This is a genomic window from Streptomyces sp. WM6378, assembly GCF_001279695.1.
Lineage (GTDB): Bacteria > Actinomycetota > Actinomycetes > Streptomycetales > Streptomycetaceae > Streptomyces.
Map to the genome: position 1 here is coordinate 1 of NZ_LGDD01000071.1, position 5,570 is coordinate 5,570.

Consider the following 5,570-nt stretch of genomic DNA (forward strand, 5'->3'; position numbering starts at 1 on the left):
GGCGCCTACTGCACAAGCTCCGCTGCAGCACCAACCGCATCACCGACATCGTCAAGGCCGTCGTCGTCCTTCACCACGCCACGACGTGAGGTTGGAAAAACCTCCCTGCCTCGGCTTTCGATCCTGGGCCGATGCCTTCGCGGTGGCGGAGGTGACCGCACTCGGGCCGGTGCAGGCGAGGTAGGGGACCAGGATGCCCGGGTGCGGCTGCGAGGGGACTTTCACGTCGAGGCTGGCGGTGCGAGGCGATGTAGGTGTGCTGGTCGGCCGCGGTGGTGGGGTTGCTGCTGCCTGGGCCGGTCACCCGTACGTGCACGGCGCGTTTCAGGAGGCCGGGCCTGGTGGCTGTCCGGGCTTCTCGCCGATGGCCGCGATCACTGCGCGGGCCCAGTCGACGGGTGGGGCGGCGTCGAGCAGGTGAATCAGGTGGGCCGTGTTCGCCATGCGATGAGACGGGGCCATTGTCAGCGCGGTGTGCAGGGCGTCGACGAGGTCCTGCGGGTCGTGGGGGTCGGTGAGCAGTGCCGCGTTCCCGAGCTGCTGAGCGATACCGGCGTGGCGGGAGAGGACGAGGATGCCTGCGCGTCCGGAGGCGGCTTGAGCGGTGAGGTATTCCTGGACGGTGAGGTTCATCCCGTCCGCCAGGGAGGTCACCCAGAAGACGTGGGCTGCCAGATAGTGGTCCACGACCTCGGTGAAGGGGAGCGATCGGGGGATGTATTCCACCGGCTGCCATTCACCGGTGCTCCAGCGGGCGTTGAGTGTGCTGATGGCTAGTTCGAGTTCGATGCGGGTTGTCTCGTAGGCGCGGATGCCAGGCTCGGGTGGCGGGCAGACGAGCCGCAAGCGCAGTCGTCCGCGCAGCTCTGGTTGTCGGTCGAGGAGGGTCGCGAGGGCGCGGATCTTGTGAACGGGGCCTTTGGCGTAGTCCAGGCGTTCCACGGACAGGACCAGCAGGCTGTCTTCAGTGGTGGCGTGGGGGGTGCGGGAGCGTGCGAGGGCTGCGACGGCTGCCTGGTCGATGCCCAGCGGATGGACACCGGTGCGTGGCACGGTGGTGCTGTCTTGCAGGAGCTGGTGGAAGTGGTCGGCGAAGGCGGCCGTGTGGAACCCTGCCCAGTCCAGTTGGACGAGGGAGGTGCACAGCTGTTCGGCGACGGGCAGGGCACGGAAGACGTCGGGCGGGGGGAACGGGGTGTGGTGGAACAGGCCGATGGTCAGGTCCGGCCGAGCGCGCTTGAGGAGGCCGGGGACGAGCCAGAGGTTGTAGTCGTGCAGCCACACGGTTGCGTCGTGGGCGGCATGGGAGCTGATGTGGTCCGCGAAGGCGGCGTTGACGTGCTCGTAGTCGGCCCAGTGGGCCGGGTCGTGATGGATGAGGTGGGGCTGGGACATCAGCGCCGGCCACAGCGTTTCTTTGCAGGCCCGGTGGAAATACCCGGCCCAGCGGGACGCCGGCACGGGCAGAAGCGCCATGGGCAGGCGGTCGGGGAACGAGGAGGGCCAGGAGTCGTGGCCTTCTGCGGTGACCGCGGCGGCCCACACAGCGTGCAGGCCGCCGTCCTTGTTCGTGCTGCCGACGATGGATGTGAGGGTGGGCAGGATGCCGTTGGGGCTGGAGGGTTGTTCCCATCGTCCTTCGCTCCAGCGAGCGGGAGCGCGGTGGTAGCCGATGACGACAGGTGAGGGCGGCTCGACCCAGTTGAGGTGGTGCAGCGTTGAGAGGATGGCGGCGGCCCCGTCGAGGTGGGAGCGGTGGATCAGGGGGTCTTCGGGGGCTCGCTCGGTGAGGGCCGCTTCGGCGTTGCCCACGATGACTCCGTGACAGCGGAGGTGGAACAGTGAGAGGTCATTGAGTGAGTCACCGGCAACGAGCAGGCCGGATAAGGGCCATTGGTGCTTGTGGATGAGCTGCCGGACGGCTGGTCCCTTGCCCGCGCGTGGGGGCAGGACGTCGAAGTAGCGTTCTTCGCTGTAGGACCAGGAGCATCCCATGTTCTCCACTGCCGACGTGAGGTCGCCGGTCAACCCTTCGGGAGCCAGAAAGTACGAGCAGCGCCCTTCCTGGGCGACGTTCTGGTACGCGAGTTGAGGGAAGCCGCGCAGCGCTTCCCGGACGGGTGCGTGCCCGGGCCATCCCATCCGCAGGGGGCGTTCCAGCGCGGCGGTGTGGCTCATGTCGGTGGCGTCGATGACGCTGGCACCGACGTCCGCGACAATCCACCGGGGTGGGGGGAGCAGCGGGTCGTGCCGCAGTAGCGCCCGTACGGAGTTCAGGCTGCGGCCTGTGGCGAAGACGACGGTGATCTCCGGGTGGCGCTCCAGAGCACGGCGCAGCTGCAGGCGGCTCTCCTGGTCGCCGCCCAGCAATGTGCCGTCGAGGTCGGCGACCAGGACTCTTTGGCCCGCAGGGACGTGTCCGCCACGCGCCCGGTTTTCGCGGTAGTTCATGACAGCCCCCTGTTTTCCTGGTTCCACGTTCAGTGCGGCAGCCGTGTGAGCCATGTCGTGAGCTCGGGAGCGTTGAGCGCGTTGCTTGAGCCGGGTCCGGTAACGGCGGCGGCTCCGCAGGCCACGCCCGCTGCCAGGCAGGCGTTCAGCGGGCTGCCGTCAATCCACCGGTGCACGAAGCCCACGTTGAAGCAGTCTCCGGCTCCCGTCGTGTCCACCACCGGCACCGTAAGAGAGTCTTGAGCTGTCCGAAGCCCGTTCGTTGCGGCTACCGCGCCTGCTGGACCGCGTTTGATCACCACCGTGGGCACCAGCTCGCAGAGCAGTGACAGCGCCTCTTCGACCGTGCCGGCCCTGGTCACCCGCAGCGCTTCTGACTCGTTGGGCGCGAATACGTCCACCTGCCCCAGGGCCTTGCGTACGTCGTCCATGCCGATGTGGCCGGGATAGTCCTGGCAGTCCATGAATACCCGGGCCCCGTGCCGGGCGGCCATTTCCAGCGCGTCTGTGGCGTCCGGCCCGAACTGGAGGAAGGGGAGCATCACCACTGACGGGCGGAACGTATCGATCAACTCTGCGAGAGGGCGGGCCGTGATGGGGTCCTCGTGGGCGATCATTGCCCGGTCCTTCGCATCGGACAGAGCTACCGTCACATTGCGCACAGGGCGTGGGTGATGACGGAAGCCTGCCTCGTCCATGCCTTCTTGACGCGCCGCGGCCAGGACCTCACGGCTGAAGACATCCGTGCCGAAATCGGCCGCCCACACTGCCTGCCGCCCCAGCCGGTGCAGCCCCATCGCCAACGTGAACGCCCCTCCGGGCACCATGTCCAGTCCATCGGCCCACACCTCGGCCCCCGCGGTCACCGGGCCGCGCAGATCCGTGAGAACCAGGTCGACCGCGTAGGCCCCGGCGATGAGCACTGTGTCTTTCGCTCGTTGAGAGGACATGGGCGTCACCGGCTCAGCCGGTAGGCGATGTACTCCACCAGTCGGCTGTCGCGCTCGCGCTTCAGCCAGTCCACCACCGTGCGCCGTAGTCCGCTGCGGTCCATCAGCGACCGGGAGACAGCCGTTGCGTACTGCGTCCGTGGCTGCCGCGGCGACAGCGTGCGGGTTGATGTCGACAGCCAGCACATCACAGCCGCGTCCTGCGGCCAGGATGTCATTGATGCCGCACCCGGTGCCCAGGTCCAGCACTCTTCGGCCTCTCTTGGCTTCCGAAGGACCGACCTGCCCAGCACCTCGGCCACCACAGGAGCAGGCGCGAGCACTTCGGGCGGCACCATGAGATCCAGCCCCAGGCAACGCACCAGTCGCTCGCCGCTCGCCGCCTCCTGCCGGGCAGTCTCATAACCCAGTTCGTGGCACGCACGAATCAAGTCGGTCTCCTCCTGCGGCAAGTGCGACACGTGCTGCGGATCATGCATGATCGGAAACGTAAGCGAACGATGGCGCCCAGTCGTGATGTTGTTGAAAGAAGTGGCGATATATCGACTGCGCATTGCTCAAAAGGGCCCTCCGTGGCGAGCTGAGCCTGGTTCGGCGAGCGCATGAAGGCAGTTTGTCCTTCATCAGCAAGGTTGGTCATCTGCAGCCGGCTGGCTGGGATGTCAGCGAGTCTGCTCGTGATGATGCCCTTCGGGGGCGTGTGTACCTCAGGTAATGGCGGATGTCGTCGTAGGTGACCAAGTAGTCGTGGTGGTCCAGGAGTTCCATCCAGATCTGCCTTCCGTTGAGCCTTCTTGCCGATCAGGCCTTCGACCAGGTCGGCGAGTTCCCCTGTGAAGGGGGCGGTCAGCAGACGCGTCTCAGTGGCGGTCAGGCGCGGGACCTCCAGGGCCAGGCGGACCTCCCAGCAGCGGAGGCTGTAGCGCTTTGCGAGCGTACGGATTCGCGTGCCCCTCAGGGCCTCCTGTGGCCTCCCTGAGTAAGCCTCACTGAGCGGTACCGTCCGTCGCTGGCCTTTCCCGTGCGCTCGCTCACGGCTGTCGAAGTGTTCACGAGCGGGTCGTTTCTTCGGGCGGAAATAATTGTGACGCCTGTGCCGTTGGCTCCCGGCACAAGATCGGGGAGGGGAAGGTGTCGGGTCTGAAGCTGTTCCACACGACAAACGGTGGCGTTACCGAGGTTGCTCCGCGTCTCGCTGAGATCGAGGCGGATGTACAGGACCTCGTAGAGGCGCACATGGAGGCGACGCTCGGAGTGCGGTTCCTGGCGAGCGAGTACGTCATCGACTGTGTCGACGGCGGGCGCATCGATTCGCTGGGTCTCGACGAAAACGGGGCCCCGGTGATCGTCGAGTACAAGCGCGGCACCGACGCAGGTGTGATCAAATCAGGGCCTTTACCACAGGGCCTGGCTCATGGCCCACAAGGACGCCTTCCGGAACCTGGTCCGCGACCGGCTCGGGGGCACGGCCGCGTCCCAGATCCTGTGGAGCGCACCGAGGCTGATCTGCGTGGCCGGCGACTTCACCCGCTACGACGCACACGCCGTACGCGAGCACCGGCGCTTGATCGACCTGGTCCGCTACCGGTACTTCGGCAGCGACCACTTCGGCCTGGAGACCGTGGCGTCGGTCACCGGACAGTCGGTCGCTTCCCGGCGGGGGGCGTCGGAGGGCGGCCGGACTGCCGACGGTTCCACAGCAGGGCGGCGCGATGGCCGAGTTGGCCGGGGCGGTCGACGAGGTGCTGACCGGCCTCGGGGATGGCATCACCCGGGTCCAGCGCAAGCAGTACCGCGCCTACCAGCGGCTGCGGAACTTCGCCTGCGTGCTCGCGCCGCAGCACACCAAGCTCCTCGCATACCTCAAGGCGGACCCGAAGGGAGTCGACCTCGTTCCGGGCTTCACCCGGGACGTTACTGGGGTCGGCCACCACGGCACGGGCGACCTGGAGCTGCAGCTGCGCTCGGAGCGGGATCTGGAGCATGCCGTCCTGTGCGGCCGGGATGTGCAGTTGTGGGCTGGTGTCGTGGTGCTGCCTTCCGAGGGGGCGGTCAGGGAGTGGCGGTGGAGCTAGTGACCTGAGTCGTTGATGCGTCGGCAGTAGTTGGCGAGGCTGTTGAGAATCTGGTCGGCGGTCTTGTGCCACACATAGGGGCGGGGGTTGGTGT

General features: G+C 67.1%; 2 protein-coding genes and 3 pseudogenes. 2 read left to right on the forward strand and 3 right to left on the reverse strand.

Annotated elements, in window-relative coordinates; genetic code table 11:
* A pseudogene (locus ADK54_RS44760) lies at positions 1–89 on the forward strand (IS5/IS1182 family transposase); the annotation flags it as partial.
* Positions 90–324: 235 nt separating this feature from the next.
* On the opposite strand, the gene ADK54_RS09470 reads toward ADK54_RS44760, so the two are convergent.
* From ADK54_RS09470 to ADK54_RS48745, 3 genes and pseudogenes are all read right to left on the reverse strand, one after another.
* Positions 325–2,451: a trehalose-6-phosphate synthase gene (locus tag ADK54_RS09470; protein ID WP_053725114.1), complete on the reverse strand. Its 2,127-nt coding sequence runs from the start codon at positions 2,449–2,451 to the stop codon at positions 325–327.
* Positions 2,452–2,480: 29 nt separating this feature from the next.
* Positions 2,481–3,401 (reverse strand): carbohydrate kinase family protein, encoded by a 921-nt coding sequence (locus tag ADK54_RS09475; RefSeq protein ID WP_078966244.1) that lies wholly within the window; start codon positions 3,399–3,401, stop codon positions 2,481–2,483.
* A 177-nt stretch (positions 3,402–3,578) separates the two neighbouring features.
* Positions 3,579–3,650 (reverse strand): annotated as a pseudogene (locus ADK54_RS48745) (hypothetical protein); the annotation flags it as partial.
* Positions 3,651–4,532: 882 nt separating this feature from the next.
* On the opposite strand from ADK54_RS48745, the pseudogene ADK54_RS09485 reads away from it, so the two are divergent.
* Positions 4,533–5,476 (forward strand): annotated as a pseudogene (locus tag ADK54_RS09485) (transporter).
* Positions 5,477–5,570: the final 94 nt, after the last annotated feature.